The sequence below is a fragment of the Acidobacteriota bacterium genome (genome assembly GCA_016196035.1).
Lineage (GTDB): Bacteria > Acidobacteriota > Blastocatellia > RBC074 > RBC074 > JACPYM01.
Genome location: JACPYM010000059.1, coordinates 66,006 through 85,151 on the forward strand (window position 1 = coordinate 66,006; position 19,146 = coordinate 85,151).

At 58.0% G+C, this 19,146-nt stretch carries 14 protein-coding genes; 2 read left to right on the top strand and 12 right to left on the bottom strand.

The features are described from left to right. Positions 1–75: 75 nt before the first annotated feature. Positions 76–2,442, top strand: a complete 2,367-nt coding sequence (locus HY011_17935; protein ID MBI3424819.1) for a glycoside hydrolase family 127 protein — start codon at positions 76–78, stop codon at positions 2,440–2,442. A 206-nt stretch (positions 2,443–2,648) separates the two neighbouring features. Here HY011_17935 and HY011_17940 read toward each other — a convergent pair whose 3' ends face one another. From HY011_17940 to HY011_17995, 12 genes are all read right to left on the bottom strand, one after another. After that, positions 2,649–3,275, bottom strand: coding sequence for a hypothetical protein (locus HY011_17940; GenBank protein ID MBI3424820.1), 627 nt, complete (start codon positions 3,273–3,275; stop codon positions 2,649–2,651). A 118-nt stretch (positions 3,276–3,393) separates the two neighbouring features. Beyond that, positions 3,394–6,231, bottom strand: a complete 2,838-nt coding sequence (locus HY011_17945; protein ID MBI3424821.1) for a hypothetical protein — start codon at positions 6,229–6,231, stop codon at positions 3,394–3,396. Positions 6,232–6,296: 65 nt separating this feature from the next. Then, positions 6,297–6,650: a DUF5615 family PIN-like protein gene (locus HY011_17950; protein ID MBI3424822.1), complete on the bottom strand. Its 354-nt coding sequence runs from the start codon at positions 6,648–6,650 to the stop codon at positions 6,297–6,299. Beyond that, positions 6,647–6,877 (bottom strand): DUF433 domain-containing protein, encoded by a 231-nt coding sequence (locus HY011_17955; protein ID MBI3424823.1) that lies wholly within the window; start codon positions 6,875–6,877, stop codon positions 6,647–6,649. The genes HY011_17950 and HY011_17955 overlap by 4 nt, the downstream gene beginning before the upstream one ends. Then, positions 6,865–7,050, bottom strand: coding sequence for a hypothetical protein (locus HY011_17960; protein MBI3424824.1), 186 nt, complete (start codon positions 7,048–7,050; stop codon positions 6,865–6,867). Before HY011_17960 ends, HY011_17955 begins: the two co-directional genes overlap by 13 nt. A 53-nt stretch (positions 7,051–7,103) precedes the next feature. Beyond that, the gene (locus tag HY011_17965; protein ID MBI3424825.1) at positions 7,104–7,562 is read right to left on the bottom strand and encodes a hypothetical protein; all 459 of its coding nucleotides are present in this window, start codon (positions 7,560–7,562) and stop codon (positions 7,104–7,106) included. A gap of 168 nt (positions 7,563–7,730) precedes the next feature. Further along, positions 7,731–8,129, bottom strand: a complete 399-nt coding sequence (locus HY011_17970) for a type II toxin-antitoxin system VapC family toxin (protein MBI3424826.1) — start codon at positions 8,127–8,129, stop codon at positions 7,731–7,733. An 11-nt stretch (positions 8,130–8,140) separates the two neighbouring features. After that, a complete protein-coding gene (locus HY011_17975) occupies positions 8,141–8,374 on the bottom strand; it encodes a hypothetical protein (protein ID MBI3424827.1) in 234 nt (77 codons plus the stop codon). Between the two features lie 161 nt (positions 8,375–8,535). Then, complete coding sequence (locus HY011_17980) at positions 8,536–10,080, bottom strand: alpha-N-arabinofuranosidase (GenBank protein ID MBI3424828.1); 1,545 nt, start codon at positions 10,078–10,080, stop codon at positions 8,536–8,538. 142 nt (positions 10,081–10,222) lie between these two features. Next, positions 10,223–12,550, bottom strand: coding sequence for a glycoside hydrolase family 31 protein (locus HY011_17985; GenBank protein ID MBI3424829.1), 2,328 nt, complete (start codon positions 12,548–12,550; stop codon positions 10,223–10,225). Positions 12,551–12,585: 35 nt separating this feature from the next. Beyond that, a complete protein-coding gene (locus HY011_17990) occupies positions 12,586–13,281 on the bottom strand; it encodes a GntR family transcriptional regulator (protein MBI3424830.1) in 696 nt (231 codons plus the stop codon). A 453-nt stretch (positions 13,282–13,734) separates the two neighbouring features. Then, positions 13,735–14,556 (bottom strand): helix-turn-helix transcriptional regulator, encoded by an 822-nt coding sequence (locus HY011_17995; GenBank protein ID MBI3424831.1) that lies wholly within the window; start codon positions 14,554–14,556, stop codon positions 13,735–13,737. Positions 14,557–15,152: 596 nt separating this feature from the next. Between HY011_17995 and HY011_18000 the strand changes: the two genes are divergently transcribed. Continuing rightward, positions 15,153–19,007, top strand: coding sequence for a carboxypeptidase regulatory-like domain-containing protein (locus HY011_18000; GenBank protein MBI3424832.1), 3,855 nt, complete (start codon positions 15,153–15,155; stop codon positions 19,005–19,007). Positions 19,008–19,146: the final 139 nt, after the last annotated feature.

Genomic DNA, 19,146 nt, shown 5'->3' on the forward strand with positions numbered 1-19,146 from the left:
CTGCCGGAAGGAAAAGGTCAATTGCCGAGACTGCACGCTGGAAGCGCTGCGTACCCAGATTTGTTTGGAGTCTGCATGATACGCATCGCAAAGTTCATCAGCGCCGCGCTGCTCATCACGGCTCTTGCCCAAGCCCAACAAATCAGAAACGCCGTCCCCGATGTCGCGCGTCCGTTACCGCTGTCAGCCGTGCGCTTGACCGGCGGGCCGCTCAAAGTGGCGCAGGATTTGGATGCCGACTATCTGTTGAAACTCGAACCGGATCGGATGCTGGCGTTTTATCGCAAACGCGCGGGCTTGCAAGCCAAAGCCGAACCCTATGGCGGTTGGGACGGCGATGGCCGCAATCTGACGGGCCACATTGCCGGGCATTACCTTTCTGGCGTGAGCATGATGTACGCCGCGACGGGCGATGCGCGCTTCAAAGAGCGCGTTGAATATCTAGTCCGTGAAATGAAAGAAGTGCAGGACAAGCACGGCGACGGCTATCTGGGTGCGCTGGCGAACGGCAAGGAGCAGTTCATCGAAGTCTCGAAAGGCAATATCCGCTCGGCGGGGTTTGATCTGAATGGCCTGTGGTCGCCCTGGTACGTCTTGCATAAAACCTACGCCGGCTTGCGCGACGCCTATCGTTACGCGGGCAATCGCACGGCGCTCGATCTGGAAATCAAATTCGCCGCCTGGGCCGAAAGCATCGTCGGCAAGCTGGATGACGCCCAATTGCAGAAGATGCTCAACACCGAATTCGGCGGCATGCCCGAAGTGCTGGCTGACTTGTATGTCGACACCGGCGACAAGCGCTGGCTCGATCTTTCGCATCGCTTCGATCATCGCGCCGTGCTTGACCCGCTGGCGCGCAAAGAAGACATCCTGAACGGGCTGCACGGCAATACGCAGGTGCCGAAGATTCAAGGCTCGCTGATGCGCTACGCCTACACGGGCGATAAGCGCGACGGCGACGCGGCGCAGTTCTTTTGGGAAGCCGTCGCCAAGCATCACAGCTTCGCCACCGGCGGCCACGGCAAGGATGAATACTTCGGCCCGCCGGACGTGTTGAGCGACCGTATTGACGGGCGCACGGCGGAAACCTGCAACGTCTACAACATGATCAAAATGTCGCGGAAGCTCTTCGCTCTGCATCCCGACAACCAATACGCCGAATTCCACGAACGCGCGCTCTTCAATCACATTCTCGGTTCGATAGACAATCAGGACGGGCGGACGTGTTATATGGTGCCGGTCGGACGCGGCGTGCAACACGAATACGCCGACATGTTCCGCAGCTTCACCTGCTGTGTCGGTTCCGGCATGGAAAGCCACGCGCTGCACGGCGACGGCTTGTACTACGAATCGGGTGACAAGCTGTGGGTCAACCTTTACGCGCCCTCGACGGCGAAGTGGGAAGCGGCGGGCGTTGACCTGACGATGGACACGGCCTTTCCCGAAGGCGAGGCGGCCACGCTGAAACTGACGCTCAAAGCGCCTAAACAATTCACGCTCGCCTTGCGCCGACCGTCGTGGGCAGATGCGGGCTTCGCCGTCAAGCTCAACGGCCAACCCGTCAAGCAACTCGCCCAGCCGGGCGCGTATGTCGAACTCAAACGCAACTGGAAGAGTGGCGACACGGTGGCGCTGACGTTGCCGAAAAAGCTGCGCCTGGAACCGTTGCCAGATAACCCGCACGTGACGGCGATTATGTGGGGGCCGCTGGTGCTGGCCGGTGATCTAGGCCCCGAACGCGCGCGTGGCCGTGGCCCGCAAGCCGCTGGTGCAACGCAACCGCTCAGCATTCCCTCGTTGGTTGCCGCTGACCGTCAATTAAACGATTGGATCAAAGCCGTCGCCGATAAACCGGGCGATTTCCGCACCACTGGCGTCGGGCGCGAACAGGATGTCGAACTCGTGCCGTTTTATCGCCTGCATCGGCGCACCTATTCCATCTATTTCGATCTGTTCACGCCTGCCGAATGGGAAAAGAAGGCCGCCGACTTGCTCGCCGCCCGCGAACGCCAACGGAAGCTGGAAGCGGCGACACTGGGCTTCGTGCAACCCGGCGAAATGCAACCCGAACGCGACTTCAACCAACAGGGCGAAGAAACCCAACCCGTGCGCACCGCTGGCCGCGCCGGTCGCAGCGCCAAGAAATGGTTCTCCTTCGATCTGCCGGTTGAGCCGGCGCATCCGTTGAAACTGATTGCCACCTACCACGGCGAAGAGCGCGCCACGCGCACCTTCGAGATTTTGGTGGACGGCACGCGCATTGGCGAACAACGCATCGAACGCCATCGCCCCGGCAGCCCGACCAAGAGCTTTTTCGATGTTGAGTATGCTGTCCCGGCTGAGTTGGTGAAGGACAAACAAAAAGTCACGGTGCGCTTTCAGGCGATGGGGGGGAATGAAACGGCGGGGGTGTTTGGCGTCCGGCTGGTGCGCGCGGATTAGCAGCGCTGAGTTGCTTAGACAGGCTTTTTCCAGCCGAGACGAAGTGGTGATTCGAATCTATGACCCGTGACAAACGAGTTGCTGATTTCGACAATCTCTATACGGCTGATTTCGAAGCGAGCGGCCAGCCGCGCAATTGTTCAACACGCTATTGGCTGCGCAGCCCGCGAGCTATTGCAGCGGCGGCGGGACAGCGTTTTCAGTTGTCACTCCCTGACACAGCGAACGGAAAATGCTCTCGGCTTCTCGCCACCGCTTTGACGATGGAGAGCTTGCCCGCCTTTACCAAAGTTGTAGTACCAGCCACTGGCCGGATCAATCTCTGATGCCGTCCAGTAGAATCCGTGGGCTTCCAATCGTGCATACTGGCCGTCAGCGGAGCGGCCACCGCCGAGCAAGGCCTTGAATCCCGCGCTGCCTCCGGCCAAGAGCGCCTGGTACGCTGCTTTACCCTTGTCCTCCGAATCCTCGCTCACGCCACCGTAGGGCTTCGCCATCTGCCGCCATTCGTCGTCCGTCGGCAATCGCCAGCCATCACCCAATGCTTGACATCCGCGCCGCGCCGACTCCCACGTGTACAAACGGCCATACTGACGGCAATTCGGCTCCGCATCTTCGTAGCAGTAGGACGGGACAGTCTTGACGTTCAGATTGTCTGTCGTCCACTGTTTGCCGTCCGCCATCCGCTTGGCGGACGGTAGCGTGCCGGACGCTTGTGGGGCTTGCGCTGAAAAGCGCTCCAAGGACGCGTTCATAGATGCGAACGCAATACTCAGCGCGATTGATACGGCACAAACTCGAATCAGCCTGGTTTTGCGATTAACGCTAATCATAAATAAGCCCCACCGCGTGCTGAACCATTCTACACACGGCGTTGGTCTGAAACATCACTAGCAAAAACTGCTTTCACGGCAAGCAACATGGGCTTCCGCTTGCTTCCACATCACCGCCTTAGTGAGCCGTCTTCAATTCAAGCCACGTCGTGCCTTGCTTGAGCGGAATCGTAAACGCCGCGCGCTCCTGGTTGAATTCCTGGTGCAGTTGATAGCTGCCGCTCCCAGCAACCTGCGCAGGCTGTTCGATGCGCAAGCGGGCTTGTGGCGTTTCCGGCGTTGCGTTTGCCAAGCCCACCCGCACCGCACCTGTTTTCGCATTCACCTCGATGGCTTCAAACTGTCCCGCATCCAGCGTCAGCCACAGTCCGCGCGGCGCAATGAATACGCGCATCCGGAACGAATCGAGCGGCTGCACTTTCACCCAATCGCCCGCGTGTTTGACGTTGCCGCCGAAAGCCTGCCAGCCGAATTCGGGATGGTTGATCAAATACGTTGCTGTGTTGAGCGCGTGGCCGAAGAAGTTCGGGCCGTAATCGCCGCTGTAGGCATCCCACTTGAGCGTGGAGGGGAAAGAATGAAAGGCGACCGACGCAAAACCTTCGCGGTCAATGTTCGTGAGCGCGCCCAGCGTGCCGCCGTAGCCGATGCGCAACAGATAATCGTCTTCGGGATGTTCGCGGTAATGCGACAGCACCGGAATCGCGTTCAGGCCGGAACCGTAATGATGCAACTGCCGCTCGATGCGCCTCAGCTTGCCGCCGTAGAGGAAATCCCAATACCGGCGGGCGTTCCCGTTGTAGCCCCAATGCGGCACGGTCGGCATATAGCCGATGATGGAATTGAGCGAAACCAGCGCCTTGTCGTCGTAGCCGAAATAATCGCACCACGCATACACCTCTTCCTGCCCCGTCGAATCCCACGCCATCTCACTGCCGAATGGGTAGGCTTCTTTGCGCCAACGTTCGGTGCGCTCTTTCATCAGCGCTTCCACCTCGGCGGCTTTTTCCGTCCAGCCCTCGCGCTTCAGGTCTTGCAGCACCATTAAGAAAATGTCGCCTTCCATCAAACCGAGCTCGACATAACCGACGCGGCGGCGATTGCGATTGTCGGCGTTGCGGCTGAAGGTGAATTTGGTCGTCTGATACGCCTGTTCCAAATACCAATCCCACGGATGATTGCTGACGAGACCAGTGTGATTGCGCGCGATGCGATACATTGACCAATACGCCGCGACGACATGCGGATAGTTGTAGCCGCGTCCGATGGATTCGGCATCGGCTTTCTTCCAGCTTGTCCACGTCGTCCAATTCAGCGCTGGGTCATATTGAAAGCCCGGCACATCAGCAGGCGAGTAATAAAGCATGCTCTTGCGCACGCCGTATTTGTTCGGGCCGTCTTTGTATTGCAAGCCGCCCCACAGCACGTTGTCTATGAACTGTTCGTACTTGGCCAATTCGTCGCGTTTGGGTTGGCCGAATTGTTTCATCGCGGCGGCCAGCCACGAACCGGAACCGCCTTCATCGCCCAAGCCCGCAATCCAGACGCGGCTGTCTTGCGACACGATCTTGTCGGCTTCGCGGTCGTAGCTCATCACGGAAGGGCTACGGCGAAAGGGATCATTCGGGTCTACGAACCATTGCTTCGTCATCAGGAAGTTGCCCATGTCGGCGACGGCTTGCGCGGCGGGTTTGATGACGTAGTAGCTAATGGATTGTTGATTGCCGTCGGCGTATTTGACCAGCAACCGTGCGCGTCCCCACGCATTGCCGCGCAGTGTATAAGCGCGCCAGCCTTGCTTGGTCGGCTTGTCTTCACGAATCGTGATGGCGTTCGCGGGTTCGGCGGCGATGCTCGCAACTTTGCTTTTGGCATTCAGAAAAAGTTTGCCTTCGATGCCTTGCGGCAGCACGTAGCCGGGAATGCCTACGGCAACGGGGCGATTGTTGGCGGCGAGTGTTGATTCGATGTTGCGGATTTCATTCGAGACAAGAAAGCGCAGGCCATACGTGCGGCTCGCGTTCGGCGCAAGCGTCGCGCTGGTCGGCGCGTTCCATTGCTCGACACCTTTCCATTCGGTTTCGGCGTAAGCCTGCGAATGCGCCATCCAGGCAAATGTTCCCTCGAAGGTTTGGGCAGGGCGCGTCGGTTCGTTGAGCAATTGATACGCTTCAAACGGCGTCTTGCCTTCGGGGACTACGACAAGCGCCGGGCCTTTGCCGCTCAGGCGCGTGACCTGCAAATAGCCCGCGTCCTGCCCGATATAAGGATCAGAGAACGAACAGATTTCATGCGCTTGTTGCAGGTTGCGTCCGGTGATGTGGTTGTTGAAGGCCAGCGGAATGCCAAGTGCGCCGAGTTGCAATGGTTCCGAAGTTTTGTTTTTGAGTTCATAGCGCAGCGCGAGGCGGCCATTGTCTACGACCCAACTGCGCGTGATTTGCACGGGGCAATCTTCGGGTAGCGTCGGCGTGAGATCCGCCGCAGCGAGTGTTGCGCCTGAAGCTGCCAACGCATTCACCGGCTTGCGTGTTGCCGTGGTCGAATACTCTTTCCACTCGCCCGCATTGCCTTTGCGCACACGCATCGTCAAATCGCCCAGGTGGTAATGCCCATCGCTCGCACGGCGCTCCAATCGGTCAGCCGGCGTGAAATCAAATCCGTTGCCGCCTTTTGGTTGCAAGGCCGCGATGGTTTGCGAAGCCTTGACCAGCTTGAGCGTGAAATCCGGCGTATCGAATTCCAGATAGCCTTGTTCCAATCCGAGCGTCGGTGTGGGCGTCGGAGTCGGTGTGGGTCTGCCGGGTTGGGCTTGTTGATTTTGCGCTTGCCGGGTGAAAGGAAAGAGCGCCCCTGCCAGTAACAGCGCGCTTGCTATGCCAATGACGTTCAACTTGATTTTGCTCAAGGATGCGGCGCGCAGGGCGGCGGTTTTGACGAAGTGAGAGCGGTTCATAGCGGATTGGTTTCCTCCTTCAAGTGCAGGGAAAACGATGTGTGCGATGCGGCGTACTAAGCTGGTTACAGGTGATAAATCACATCGGTACGATTGATTTCGATGAAATCAAAAACATCAAAGCCTTCGACGATCTGCTCAAGATTGGCGTGAAAGATTGCCAGCAAGTCGGCATTGCGGATGTTGCCGGTTGAAACCAGTAACAGCTTCGGCGGTTCTTGGCGCAGCAAGAACGAGTCAACAAAATCGGAATCTTTCGTGATGACTACGCGCTGCTCTTGGGCGCAGATCAGGTTAATGGTCGAGTCAGGCGTGCGATTGCCCAGCGACAACTCCTTCGTGTGGATCGCATCGTGGCCTGCTTGATGTAGCAAGTAAGCCAACCGTCGCGGCAGATGGGCGTCAACGATGAACTTCATACCAGCACGGGTTCGATGCGCTTGATTTGGCTCAGCCGGGCGGCATACGCCAGCACCGCCAGGATGTCTTCGCGTTCCAGGTCGTCGTAATCATCCAAAATCTCTTCCGTCGTCATGCCAGAGCTAAGTAACTCCAGAATGACTTCCACCGGGTAACGTAAGCCGCGAATAACGGGCTTGCCGTGGCAGATTTCAGGGTCAGTTGTAATGCGGTTTAGTAGTTCCATATTGCACCTCGATTATAAACGGCAATCGCGGGCTGGCGAATCCATTCCTGCAACCGCCGCAGGCTTTCGTCGCGGCGCTTTTCGATCTGCGCCCAGATGGGTTGCAACTCGGCGTCATCGGCGCGCGGGAAGGATGAAGTGGTGAAGGCGGCGGCGCTCAGGGCGCGGTTCATATTTGTTCCCTCAATGCTTGGAGCAATTGGAATCAGTACAACAGCAAATGTTATTACCCATCCAGAAACATTTGTAGTGGTATGCATTTCTTGAATTCAGCACGGTCTGAGTTGATTATGTGCTGGCGGATAGCAGTTCCTTGTTTGTTAAGAATGTCGTGTCCTTGCGTCAGAAAATGGCGAATAAACCCCTTTTCCGCAATGTCCAAAGCTTTCGCAATTTTTTGCCCTCTTTTCAATTGTACTTCGGCACAGATCAGAATGCGTGCGCCTCTCGGAGCGTTCTCAATCGCCTTCATCAAGCGGGCATTGTTCAACTGCTGTTTGATACGTGCGCGTAAGTTCAAAGCCTTCCCGATGTAGAGAATATGAACTGATTGACCATGTCGTCGCGCAAATAAATAAATGCCCGATGTTTCCGGCAATTCTCCCAAGTCCGTGGTGTAAATCAGATTCTCTCTCGACCCATTGTGTAGCGGCCTGAAACGGCGCCAACTGAGGTTCACTTCCATTTTTTGATTATTCCTTTTTGCTATTCCTGGTGCCACCTGTTTCCGCCACGGAAGCAAGTGAGCCGCCCGCGATGTACCACGCGAAGCTGCGGATTTCACGAAAGCGCTGACGACCACCTGAACGGCCTGAAGCCAAGCGTCTCCCGCGTAGCAAGCCAGTAATGACCGCTACCAACAAATTTCGACCAAGCCTGACTCAATGATGGCCGTATCGCGCGTGATGAGCGGCAAGTCTTTGATTTTGGCCGTGGCAATAATCGCCGCATCGAAAATGTCATTGTTGAAACCATAGTTCCTGGCCTCGGCGATAATTTCAGCGTCCAACGGAGCAACTTCAAAACCCGGTTGGGCGAGCAATTCGGCCAACCACGCGCGAAACGGCTGGCCTAAATTGATCTGCCCGGTTCTTTCCAGATTCGATATTTCCCAAAGCGCCACGGCTGGGATGTAGATCAAGGCTTGGCTCTGTGCCGCACTCTCAAACGCTGCCAGCGCGCGTTTTGATAAGTGGCGTTGGCTGGTCGAGTAATAAATCAGCGCGTTGGTGTCGGTCACATACAAAGACATGGCAGGCCTTTCTATTCGGCCAGTTCAGCACGCAGTTGCGCGCCTCTTGCTTCAAGCGTCGCCATCATGGCGGCGCGTTGCTGCTTAGTCATCTCGTCAATCTCACCATTGACAGTCATCGAGCCTGCCAGTTGAAATTGCTCTGTCTTGACCGCCTCGGCGAACAGTCGCCGGATAAGCTGAAGCCGTTCTTGCATGGGCAATAATTGAATCTGCTGATAGATTTGTTGCTGTGCTGTGCTCATAAGCCTCCAATGCAATCAGGTCGTTGTCCTTGCCGGGCAGCGCGATTCTAAATCAGGAGAAACGACAATGGAACACTGGTTGTCGGAGTTGTGCGCCTCTTTCTTCGAGCGCAGCCCGCACAGCGGCACGTTGCCAAAGAATAAGCCCGACAAGTGAGGGCTTACTGTAGCCGCAATCGCAGAATCGTCAGCGAGTGCGCCGGGAAGGTGTAGTTGAATCCATTGTTTTCAACCGTCGCCGTCAGGTTGCGCGTGACGGGGCGAACTTTCTTGTCGTCGCCAAACGTGTGCGTCGCTTTCAAATCGGGATGGTTCAACTCCCACACGCCGACGGCGTTCGTCAATTGGCCTTCCTGATTATCAATGCGCGTCGTCAGGTCTTTGTCCTTGCTGCGATTCAGCACGTTGACGAAGAGCGTTTTCTCAGCCGCGTTGTAGGTCGTCGAAACATCCAGATATTTCAGTGGCGGGCGATTGCCGACTTTATAGGTCGGCGCCGACACCAACACATTGAGCGCTTGATTGCCTTTTTGTTTGGCGAATTCCGCCAGCGGGAAATAGATCGTCTGCAAAAACAGCCCTTGTTTATTGGTCGTAATCGGCGCGATGACGTTGACCATCTGCGCCAGGTTCGCCATCTTGACGACATCGGCGCGGCGGAAAAACGAATTGAAAAACATGCCCATCGCCAGCGCGTCTTCAAAGTGGTAAACCTCTTCCAGCTTCTCGCGGTTGCCCGTGCGATACCAGACGTTCCATTCGTCGTAGGCAATGTAAAACGGGCGCGGATTCGGATTGCCCACTTGCGCCTGTTTGATCAGTCCGGCGGTGACTTCGATGTAATTGTCAAGCGTCTGCGACCAGGCCAGAAACCGCTCAAAATCGTTGTCGCGGTTGTTGATGTAAGTATGCAACGCGATGTAATCCGCCGTGTTCTTGAGCGTGTTGATGACGGTGCGATTCCAGTGAATCCAATCCGCACCGTAATTGCTCGAACCGCTGGCAATCAACTTGATGCTTGAATCGGTCGAGCGCATGGCCTTGGCGGCTTCGAGCGCGAATTTGGAATACTCTTCGGCGCTCTTGTTGCCGAGTTGCCAGGGGCCGTCAATCTCATTGCCGAGCGCCCAGTATTTGACTTTGTATGGCTGCTCGCGCCCATTCTTGCGGCGCTGATCGGCCCAGTACGTATGGCGCGCTTCGTTGCAGTATTCGACCCAGTGCCGCGCGTCATCAATCGTGCCGAGACCCGCGTTGATGCAGATGTATGGCTCGGTGCCGATCGTCTCGCAATACTTCAAAAACTCATCCGTGCCGAAGCGATTGCTTTCCAGATCGTCCCACGCCAAATCTTTGCGCACGGGGCGCTGATCTTTCGGGCCGATGCCGTCTTTCCAGTTATAACCCGAAGCGAAGTTGCCGCCCGGCCAGCGCAAAATCGAAACGTTCAATTGCTTGACGACCTCCATCACGTCTTTGCGATAGCCGTCTTTGTCGGCGAGCGGGCTGCCTTCTTCATAAACGCCGCCGTAAATCATCCGCCCCAGGTGCTCGGCGAAATTGCCGAAGAGCAGCGGGCTTACGTCGCCGATGGTGCGGTCAATGTCTATCTTGATGCGGGCCTGCGGCGCTTGCGCTTTGGCGGCAGGTAAACTGATCGTGACAAAGAGAAGGGCAAACAGGCATAGAGTAAGTAGCGTGCGCATAGTGATCTCCCAGTCAATTGGGCCAACCTGGGTACGTAGCGCTCAGCGTGCAGTCTCGGCATGAGATATTTTCCTTCCGGTAGGAAGGCGTCCGATGCCGAGACCGCACGCTGGAAGCGCTGCGTACCCAGGTTGACCCATCTCACAATTTCACTTCAAGTGGGCGTCCGGCAAAAACAACCTGGTGCGCTGCCTTTTCGCCCGCAAGGCGGATTTCAAGTCTACGTTGTTGCGGCGTTGGCGGCTTCGAGCTATTTGCCAGCCGCAACGAAAGCGTGCGGCGCGCATTGTTCCAGTTGATTTGAATCTTTGTGAACTCGCCGCGCTGGTAATTGAAGGTCGCGCCGTCGTCTTCATACAGCGTGAACACGCCGTCTGCGCCGGGATAAACGACCAGCGTCAACGGGCCATCAACCTTTTCGCTGGTGTATTGCTTGACCGGGTCAAGTGGAAGGATCGCGCCGGCGCGCACATACAGGGGCATCGTCGCCAGATCAACGGCTTTGCTGATTTCGCGTCCGCCCGCGAGTTTTTCTTCCGTCCAGAAGTCGTACCAGTCGCCGCGCGGCAAATAGACGTTGCGTGAAGTCGCGCCTTTTTCGACGACGGGCGCAACCAACACATCGCGTCCCCACAAGTATTCATCGCCGCGCAACACCGCCGTCGCATCGTCGGGATAATGCAGCCAGAGCGCGCGCATCACCGGCAAGCCCGTTTCGTGCGTTTCGCGCACGGCGGAATACAAGTACGGCATCATGCGATAGCGCAATTCCAAATACTTTTTGCAGATTGGCTCGACTTCGGCGTTGTGCAATTCGCTCAAATCGGGATTGGCCGCGCCGCCCGTGTAATTCGAGATTTCGTTATGCCCAAGCTCACCCGTATTCCAGCCCCACGGCAAGCGCAAATGCCACGTCCGCCCGTGCGCGCGAAAGAGCGGGCAGAACGCGCCGAATTGAAACCAGCGCACGTGCAATTCGCCCGTATATTCTTTGGTTGGGACGAAGCCGCCGATGTCTGTGCCCCACCACGGAATGCCTGTCAATCCGGTGTTCACGGCGATGGGGACGTGAACTTTCAAGGTTTCCCATGTCGAATAGACATCGCCTGACCAGAGGAATCCGGCGAAGCGTTGCATCCCCGCGTGGCCGTTGCGATGCAGCGCAAACACACGCTGATTCGGACGCAAGGCTTGCGAGCCGTCGTAATACATCCGAATGCGCGCCAGCCGTGATGTCGCATCCAGTCCATCGCCCTGATCCGGCCACCAGCCGTCAATGCCCGCGTCGTAAAGCGTTTTGTGAACAGGCCAGTAACACGCGACCTGACGGTTGTCGGGCCATTTGCCATCGGGCGTGCGACCGCTCGGCAACGGCGCAGCAGTGCAGGCGTCTTTGACCGTGCCAGTTAATTTTCGGCCTTCGATGACGGTGTGCAGCACGACTTTGAAATGCTGGTCGTGTAATTCGTCAATCATCTTTTTCGGCTCAGGGAAGTTCTTCGGATGCCACGTGAATTCGCCGTTGTGTGTGTTCCAACCCGAAGGCGTGAAATCGGTGCCGAGATAGATCAACGCATCGCACGGCAATTTCTTTTCGCGCAGCGTGCGCGCCACCCATTTGATTTCGTCAGGCCCTGCGAGCGTGCGATGCGATTGCAAATAGCCGAACGACCACAGCGGCGGCAATTCGGGCTTGCCTGTCAGCCGCGCGTATTCGGCCAGCACTTGCGCGGGTTCGGTTGCGCCGACGATGAAAACGTCTATCGGCAACGCGCCCAATTCCGTGCCCGCCAACGCGCCGGAGACGCTGCTCTCAGGGCGATCCGGCACGCGCGGCGTGAGCTTGCCTTCTTTGCCAGTCAGGTCAAACGAAACGAGCGGATGCTGAATCAACAGCGCCCAACCGCCCGTGCCGATGAGCCATTGAATCGGCACGCGTCCGCCGTGCGTGCGCAAGCGATAGCCGCCCTGCCCGTTGCGGTTGGTATACGTTTCGCCGCGCCGGTCGAATTGTGGGCCGCCTTCGCCAAAACCGAGCACAGGTTTGTCGCCAATCTGAAACGTCAGCGCACCCGTTTGCACGTCGGGGCGTAACTCTTGCACCAACCGCCCGTCTTTGGCTTCGATGCGGATGGTGAGTGGTTCCGGTGACAGCTTCACACGCAAATCGCCACAGCGCACCGTGCGTTCGCGGGGGAGTGAGGTCAGCCGGGCAACAGGCGCAGGCCAGGTTTGCGGGGCCAGCGAACCGTCTTCGGGCAAGGGCAGTGGTCGGCCATTTTCGAGTGCCGCGATGGTTAGCCGCAGAGTCTGGGCGCTGACCGAAGTGAGCGCGATTTCGACGGCCTTGCCGGCAAGGCGTAAGGCGGCGTCCTGCTCCGGCGCAGGCAGATGAGTGTTCAACAGCGCGCCAGCGCCTGCCGTGCTGAAACGCTTCAATGCTTCCCGGCGCGTGATAGGTTTTTTCATGCGGGTGTCTCCTGACTGTGTGGTTCGCTCGCTGGTTATTGCCCCTGCTGCATAAACTCTTTCAGTTCGCGCCCGGCCTTGGCGATGTGTTCTTCCAATAACCGGCTGGCGGCGGCGGCCTTGCGTTGACGGCACAATTCCAGAATCGTGCGGTGCTCGTCCTTGGCATTGCGGTGGGCCGCGTGCGAGAACAGGATGTGCAGGCGAATATAACGGTCGGCGTTGTTGTTGACCGTTTGAATCAGCGCGAGGGAGCGCCCGCGGTTGGCCGCGGCATAGAGCGCCGAATGAAATTGCCAATGCAAATCGCCCCAGACATCGAAATCCGCTTCATGGTTGAGCGCGTGTTCATAGGCTTGCAACGCCGCTTCGGCGCGGGTCAGGTGGGCAGCGGTCAGATGCGGCACGGCGCGGCGCAGCGTCAGGCTTTCGAGCACAGCGCGAATCTCGAAGAGTTCTTGGATCTCCTCCGCCGAGAGCGCGGTCACCACCGCGCCGCGATGATCTTGAATTTCGATCAAGCCTTCGGCCTCTAATTGGCGCATGGCCTCGCGCAGGGGAATGCGGCTGACGGCGAATTCCTCGGCAATGGCGTGTTGGCGCAACTGCGTGCCCTCGCGCAATTCGCCGCGCAAAATCTTGTTGCGCAAGCGGTCGGCCACGGCAGTGGTGAGCGTCTGGCGGGGTATCGCCTGGCGCGGGGTGAGACTTCCGTTGATTGGTTCACTCATGGTTGTTTCTCGCAGCAATGCTAGTGCTTTTCAAATTAGCTCGGCTTTCACTTCGGTGTATGGAAAAACCGCGCAGCGGACGGTACCGCGCGCGTGAGCAAGCGGAGCCTGGGCGGTTCGGCCAACGGCGTAAACTTGACGCGCCGCTTGCTCACGCGCGCGGTACCGTCCCGGCCGCCGCGCCGCTTGCTCACGCGCGCGGTACCGTCCCGGCCTCACGCGCGCGGTACCGTCCCGGCCGCCGCGCCGCTTGCTCACGCGCGCGGTACCGTCCCGGCCGCCGCGCTCCCGTAAACGCAATTGCAAACCGGTCTAAGAGCGATGACCGGTTGCCATCGTTCGGATTCAGAATCTGCCGATGCTTACACAATCAGTAAAGCAAGCGCCGAGACTGCTGGTCTTGCATCCCCGTAAGCCGGGTTGAACCCGATTAGGGTGGCACGAGACAGCGAATCACACCTCGCGCAGCGATTCGCGATATTGTGAAGGGGCGGCACCGAGGGCGCGTTTGAACGTGCGGGTGAAATGGCTCTGGTCGCAAAATCCCGCCGCCAGTGCGATGTCAACAATTGGGCTGGCCGATGTGGTCAACTCGTGGCAGGCATATTCAATCCGCAGTTTGCGCACATATTCGCCAATCGTGCATTGATAGGTTTTGCGGAACGTCTGGGCCAAGTAAACCGGATGCACGCCGACGTGCTGGGCGAGATCGGTGAGCGTGAGGTTTTCGGTGAAGCGCGCTTGCAGGAGTTCTTTGACCTGTTGCAACCAGAGTGGTGAGGCGGTGGGCTGATGCGCGCGGTTGCGCCGTAAGGTTTCGCCCACCAGTTCCATCATCAGCCCTTCGATGATGAGCGGCGAGATGCAATCTTCGTGGGTGAATTCCCGATAGAGTTTGTGCGCCAGCAATTCAAACACGCCGCCGTGAAAGTCGGCAGGCTCGTCGGTCAGCGGCACCTGCTCGCGCATCTTTTTCAGCCAGGCGGGCGCCAGCTCGACAATAAACGACCGCCCGCCCACAGCGTGGAAGCGCTCGGCGTGCACCTCACCCGGTGGATGAAACAAGAGGCTCGAAGACCGGCATTCGCGCGTTTGGCTGCCGTAACTTTCAGTGTATTGCCCCTGCATCACGAAGCAGAACAAGGCTTGTTTGTGCGTGTGTTTCGGGGTCTGGTACCAGGGCGAATAAACGCGCTCCGATAACTCGAAGCATGGGAGCTTACGCAGCCGTAAGGTCTCGCCGTAATACTTTCCGGGTGGTAATTGCGGGGACATAGCAGTTCCTTTCGATTGCCGAATCGCGCGCCGCGCCTGGCGCGGATTGAGGATGACGAAGGGCCTCATCCGCGCCAGGCGAAATGCCTGCTCAATACAATGCCGGCGAGCTTCATTTTCGCTTTGATAAAACGCTTGGATCTGCGGTCAGTGGAAATTGTATACAGTATGCGCGCGGGCAGCGTCAAGAAATGTAACCCGGCTTTGACGTGTTCTTAAGCCGGTACAACCGCCCGCCTAAACGTTCAAGACGGGCGTGCCATCTTCCGCTATCTACAGTCGCAGTCACCGTTCGCACGATTTTCCCATGGCAATAAATTTGGACAGGGCTTAAGCAATATGGAACGCGGGTGCTTTACCCGTCCTGCAAATTACTCGCAAACCCGCTGCGGGTAAAAAAAACTGCCCCACACCTTCAGGTTTTTTGCGAAAGTGCTGTCGGGAAGCAATGCCGAAATGTGAAGCAAGCGGAATACGCCTTGGTCTGTGCGGGTTTTTGTTTTGCAGCAGTGCGGTCGTGGAGTTTTGTGACCAGAGATTTTCGCCAGAGATCAGAGGCGGCCACCTGAAATAACAGCAAGAATTTGGAGAACAAGATGAAACTACAACTGCCGGTCAGACTTGTTGCTATAGCAATCGTTCACGCCGTTGTTTTGACGGTGCTCTCGCTCACCACGTTTGCGCAAATCACGACGACAGGCATTCGTGGCATCGTGCGCGACCCCAACGGCGCGGTGGTGCCCAATGCCACGGTCAAAGCCACCGATAACGCCACCGGGGTTGAGCAAACCACCGTGACTTCCAGTGACGGCGGGTTCATCTTTCCGGCCTTGCAGTTCGGCTCTTATAAAATCGCCGTCACCGCCACTGGCTTTCAAAATTCGGTGATTGCGGCGGTCGTGGTGGAATCGGGCCGCACCACCAACATCTCGGTGGATTTGAATGTCGGCGCGGCCACCGATACCGTCCAAATCGCCGCCAGCGCCGAACAACTCAACACCACCACCGCCGAAGTCGGCAGCACGATCAACAACAAGCTCGTCCAGAATCTGCCCTACGCCGGGCGCGACAGCTTGAATTTCGCCGTGCTAATCGCGGGCAGTTCGCGCAGCACCAGCGACCGCAACAGCACCTTTAACGGGTTGCCCAACGCCTCGCTCAACATCACGCTCGACGGCATGAATAACAATTCGCAGCGCTTCAAGAGCGGTGGCACCAGCTTTTTCGCCTTCGCCCCGGCGCGCATTGACGCCATCGAGGAAGTCAGTGTTTCGACGACGGGCCTCGGCGCGGATGCGGGCGGCGAGGGCGCGATGCAGATTCGCATGACGACGCGGCGCGGCACCGAGCAATATCACGGCAAGATTCTGTATCAGGGCATCAACGAAGCGCTCAACGCCAATACCTTTTTCCGTAATATGGCAAGCCTGCCGCGTAACAAAGCGCGCCAGCATAATCCGGTCGGCGCTATCGGCGGCCCGTTGGTGCCGTTTTCGAAGCGGCTCAAGAACAAGCTGTTTTTCTTTGCCTATTACGAAGCCCAGCCGCAACCCTTCACCCAGACCTATTCGACGCCGGTGCTGACGACGGCGGCGCAGCAGGGCAACTTCACCTATCTGGGCACCGACGGCCAGGAGCGCACCGTGAACTTGCTGGACATCGCGCGCGTGGCGGGTCACACCGGCACGGTTGATCCCACGATGATGGGCATCCTGGGCAAGATCAACAGTTCGCAATCGGGTGCTTCAGGTTTCCAGGCCATCTCCGGCGTCTCGACGAAGTTCATGCAAAACATGCTCTGGGATCAAGCGCTCACGACGATGCAGGCTTTCCCCACGGCGCGCGTGGATTTCCAAATCAAGCCGTCCGTCGGCTGGCACGGCACGTGGAATTTGCGCCACAGCGATTTCACCAAAGGCTCGGTGCCGTATCCCGGCAGCCCCTATGATTTCGTCGGCCCGGCGGGCATCAACAGTCACTCTTCGGCGACGCCTTATATCGCCACCAATGCCGTGGATTGGACGATCAGACCGAACATCACCAACAACGCCAACCTCGGCATCCAGGGCACGAACGAATACTTCTTTATTGACGCCGATCCGAAACGCTTTGCCGAATACAACAACCGCATCATCAACACGCCGTTGGTCGGCCTTTACATCCCCAACGTGAATACCGATGTGCGCAACAATCCTGTCTATCAATTCACCGACAATCTGAACTGGGTCAAGGGGCGGCACACGCTGACGATGGGCGGCACCTGGTTGCACACGACGTTCTATTCGCACACCTGGGGCACGGCGGGCGTGCCGCAATATAACTTTGGCGTCGTTACCGCCGACCCGATCAACAACGTGTTGCGCAATGCGCTGACCAACGTCAACACCAACAACAACGACATCGCCAACGCGCTGAATCTCTACGCCTTGCTGACGGGCCGCATCACCAGTGTCTCGGTCGCGACGAACGCGGATGAGAAGACCAAAGAATACCGCCCGTTTAGCGAGAGTATGCAGCGTTATGCCTTCACTACTTTCGGGCTTTACTTCCAAGACAGCTTCCGTATGCGCCCGTCACTGACGTTGAATTACGGGTTGCGCTGGCAATTCGACGGCGACGTTCACAGCGGCAACGACTTGCTCTCGCAACCGAGCGGGTCGAATTTCTATGGGCCATCCACGGGCTTGTTCCAACCGGGCGTGCTGAGCAGCAATCAGAATCCGCAATTCGAGCAGGTGATTCACCCCTACAAACGCGATTACATGAACCCCGCGCCGAATTTCGGCTTTGCCTGGAACCCGGCCTTTGAGAACGGCTGGCTCGGCAAGGTATTGGGCGAGCGTAAGTCGGTCATTCGCGGTGCGTACTCGATCACCTTTTACAACGAAGGGCTGAACTCGATTTCCAATTCGCTGTCGGGCGGACGCGGTCTGACGCAAACCGGCACGGCGACCAACGGCGTCAACTTTACGCCCGGCTCGCTCGAATTGCGCAGCCCCGCGCCGGCGATTCCGGTCTTCCCGGCGAAGTTCGGCTTCCCGATTGCGCAAAATTCATTTTCAGCGCCAGTCCCGGGCAATTACATCAACCCGGAATTGCGGTCGCCTTACGTGCAAAACTGGAGCCTGGGCATTCAACGCCAACTCACGAAAAGCACCGTGCTTGAACTGCGCTACGTCGGCAACAAGTCCACGCATATGTGGCACCGCCAGAACATTCAGGAGGTCAACATCTTCGAGAATGGCTTCCTGAATGAATTCGTGCAGGCCAAGAAGAACCTCGACATCAACATTGCCAACGGGCGCGGGCAGACTTTTGCCAACAACAATCTGGCGGGGCAGGCGGCGCTACCGATCCTTCAGGCCGCGTTTGGCGCGCTGGGCAATCAGGCTGCGCTGACTGCCGCGCAAGGCTTCGGGAATGCGACTTTCATTCAGAATTTGAATCAAGGCGTGGCGGGCACGCTCGCGCAATCGCTGGCGACCAGCCCGACGAATTTCTGTCGGCTGGTCGGCAATAAAGTCGCTTCCTGCGTTACCGCCGGGTTCAATGTGGCGGGCGCCTATCCGATCAACCTATTCCAGGCCAATCCGTACCTGAGCAGCCTGACCTATCAGGACTCGAACGGCGACAACAACTACAACGCACTGCAAGTTGACGTGAAGCAGCAATACAGCCACGGCCTGTTGCTGGGCGGCAATTATGTTTGGAGCCACGCGCTGGGCGACATCCAGAACGAAACCGATCAGGCTGCTGGTTACACGTGGTACACCTACCGCAATGCCCGGCTCAATTACGGCCCGTCGCCGTTTGACCGGCGGCACGTGTTCAACGCCTATTGGTCGTATGACCTGCCGTTCGGCAAGGGGCGGCGCTTCCTGAGCAACAACGCCTGGCTGGATCGCGCCGTGGGCGGCTGGACGATTGGCGGACGTGAGACCATTGCTTCCGGCGATCCGGTCTTGCTCAATGGCGGGCGCAACACGGTCAACAACCTGACGCAAGCGGGCGTGGTGTTCGGCGGCGGCTTCACGCCGGAGCAATTGCAGAAGGCGCTGAGCAAGGTGAAAGGCGGCTTCTCCTCCACGGCGCTGATCTCCGACATTGCGAGCATCGCCACGATCACGCAAACCGCCACCGCCAGCACCAGCGTGGTGAATTCGTCGTTGTATGCGCCCGCTTCCACGCCGGGGCAATACGCGGGGTTTGTGTACCTGCGCAACAACAACCTCTACACCTTCGACATGAGCATCAATAAAGAGGTGCGCTTTACCGAACGTTGGCGCTTGACGTTGCGGCTGGTGGCCTTGAACTTCCTGAATCACCCCTACTTTGAAATCGGGAATACCAGCCCGACGGCGACGACGTTTGGTCAGATCACCGCGCCGGCGGCCGGTACCAGAAATCAAGGCAACCGCACGATGCAGTTCCGCGCGAGTTTGGATTGGTAGCTCTACCTGGGTACGCACCGCTTCCAGCGTGCAGGCTTGGCATAAGACCGGCTGCGGCTGAAAGGAAATCCCTGCGGCCTTCATCCGTCTCTCGCCAAATCTGCACGCTGGAAGCGCTGCGTACCCAGGCTGTTCACGA